1 protein-coding gene and 2 pseudogenes are annotated in these 2,068 nt (G+C 70.3%); 1 reads left to right on the top strand and 2 read right to left on the bottom strand.

The features are described from left to right. Nucleotides 1–207 (bottom strand): annotated as a pseudogene (locus tag VR44_RS25220) (FrbG); the annotation flags it as partial. A gap of 247 nt (nt 208–454) precedes the next feature. Here VR44_RS25220 and VR44_RS41450 point away from each other — a divergent pair. Then, entirely contained in the window at nt 455–1,423 is a 969-nt protein-coding gene (locus VR44_RS41450) for a glycosyltransferase family 2 protein (RefSeq protein ID WP_094191905.1), read from the top strand. Between the two features lie 77 nt (nt 1,424–1,500). On the opposite strand, the pseudogene VR44_RS25210 reads toward VR44_RS41450, so the two are convergent. Continuing rightward, nucleotides 1,501–2,068: pseudogene (locus tag VR44_RS25210) on the bottom strand (hypothetical protein); the annotation flags it as partial.

Here is a 2,068-nt window from a genome sequence, read left to right as displayed (position 1 = left end):
CTCCAGGAAGGGGCCGCCGAGGGAGTTGGCGCCGATGCGGTAGTGCGCGAGGCCGCCGGGTCCCACGGGTCCGGGCTCGACCAGGGCGATGCCCAGGTCGAGCAGTGCGTCGAGCCGGCCGGAGCGGGCGGCGGCGATGATCGGGCCGAGCGCTGCGGGTCCTCCACCGCAGAACACCAGGCCGAAGTGCTGGTCGGCAGACGGCAAGAGAAATTCCCCCAAGAACACGGCCAACGAGAACATGGCCTACAGGTCCCGCCGCATAACCGCCCGTTTTCACGGGCGAGTTGGGCCGGGATTTTCCGGACTGATCGCCAAATAAACCAAACACGGGGTGAACGGGTTGTCAAGACCAGTTGTTCCGGGCACCCCGAATGGACATCTTCCTTATCCGGCCGGGCGGTTGACAATCCTGTGCTTCAATGTGCCACTCGACGACGAAAGGGAGCGCGTGATGGCCAAGGTCAGCATCTGTGTGCCGGTGTACAACCGGCCCGTGGAAGTGGAGCGTGCGATTCGCAGCGCTCTCGACCAGACGTATAGCGACATTGAAGTGGTCGTGGTCGACAATGCGAGCACGGACGGCACCTGGGACGTCATCAGGAAATTGGCCGATTCCGATACCCGGGTCCGCCCGTACCGCAATGATTCCCTGCTGCCGAGGGTGCAGAACTGGCGGCGCGCGCTGGAATTGAGCGAAGGTGAATACGTCAAGCTCCTCTTTTCCGACGACTGGATATCGCCGGAGGCGGTCGCCCGTTCGGTGGAGGTGCTCGACCGGGATCCGGCCGTCGGTTTCGTGTTCACGGCGATGACGTGGCACTACGACCGGCCGAAGACCTTCTACCGGCGGCGCGAGGGCCGGATGTCCTCGCTGGAGTTCCTGGTGCGGTCGGCGACGGTCGAGGACCAGGTGCCCGTCAGCGCCTCCTGCACCCTGATGCGCCGGGCCGACCTGCTCGAGGTCTTCCAGGACGAGCTGCCGAGCAATCTGCCGTTCGAGTTCACCCACGGTCTCGGGCTGGACGGCACCCTCCTGTGGCGGGTCGCCGACCGCTACCCGCGCCTGCACCACCTTTCGGCCGATCTGGCCCACTCCGCCGACCCGCACGCGGGCGAGCCGAACACGCGCATGCAGATCGGCGCGGAGCGGCACGAGATGATGTGGTGGGCCTACCGCAACGCCTTCGCCCAGACCCTGCTGGTCTCGCGGCGGCCCGCGCACCAGCTGCGCGCCCTGCGGACGGCCCTGCTGGTGTCCTGCGTACCGCTGCGGCCGACGGCGGTGGCACTGCGCAACCTCCGGCTGTTCCGGAGGATGTTCCCGCGGAACTGGTGGGACCTCGCGCCGCTGGCCACGCCGGTGCGGGGGCTCGTGGCGCGGCGGCTGCGGGAGCCCCTGGACCCGACGATCCCGCTGTAGCGGACGGGTCGCCGCGTCCCGCCGGCCGGCGGAGCACAGCGGGGTGCGGCGGGGTGCGGTCTTCCGGGGTACCGGGCTCAGGCGTAGTCGAGCCGGATGGCCGCGTCGATGGCCCGGACGGCGGAGCGCAGCCGGCCGTGGTCGGCGGCGGTGCCGTGGACGGTGCCCAGGTGGCCCTCCGTGCCGGCGCGCCAGTGCACGGAGCGGCCGGTGACGGCTTCGGCCTTGACCTGCCACACCTCCTCCATGGCGGCCACCTCCTCAAGCCCCCGGATCCCGGCGAGGGTGGCTCCGGCATCGGCCGGGGGTGTCAGGAAGTAGACGAACTCCACCGCGGGGAACTCGAGTTCCGGGACCTCCAGCGGAAGCCCCAGGGCGGCGCGCAGCGCGGCCCGCAGCAGGTCGAAGCGGGTGGAGCGGCGCAGCAGGGCGCCCACGTAGCCGCCCATGCGGCCGTTGACCTCGATCAGGCGGGGGCCGTCGGGGGTCAGCTTGATCTCCGTGTGGGTGACCCCGTCGGTGACGCCGAGGGCGCGCAGGGCGGCGCCGGTCAGGGCGAGCACCTGCCGGGCCAGGGGCTCGGACAGCGCGGCCGGCTGGAACATGCCCGTCTCCCGGAAGGGCTCGGCCAGCGGCAGCTTTCCC

This window comes from Streptomyces katrae (assembly GCF_000966975.1).
Classification (GTDB): domain Bacteria; phylum Actinomycetota; class Actinomycetes; order Streptomycetales; family Streptomycetaceae; genus Streptomyces; species Streptomyces katrae.
Note: the sequence above shows the minus strand (reverse complement) of the source record. Positions and strands in the feature narration are given on the sequence as shown.

Coding starts and splice junctions, on each gene's coding strand:
- VR44_RS41450 (WP_094191905.1), top strand. CDS start 455: ATGGCCAAGGTCAGCATCTGTGTGCCGGTGTACAACCGGCCCGTGGAA.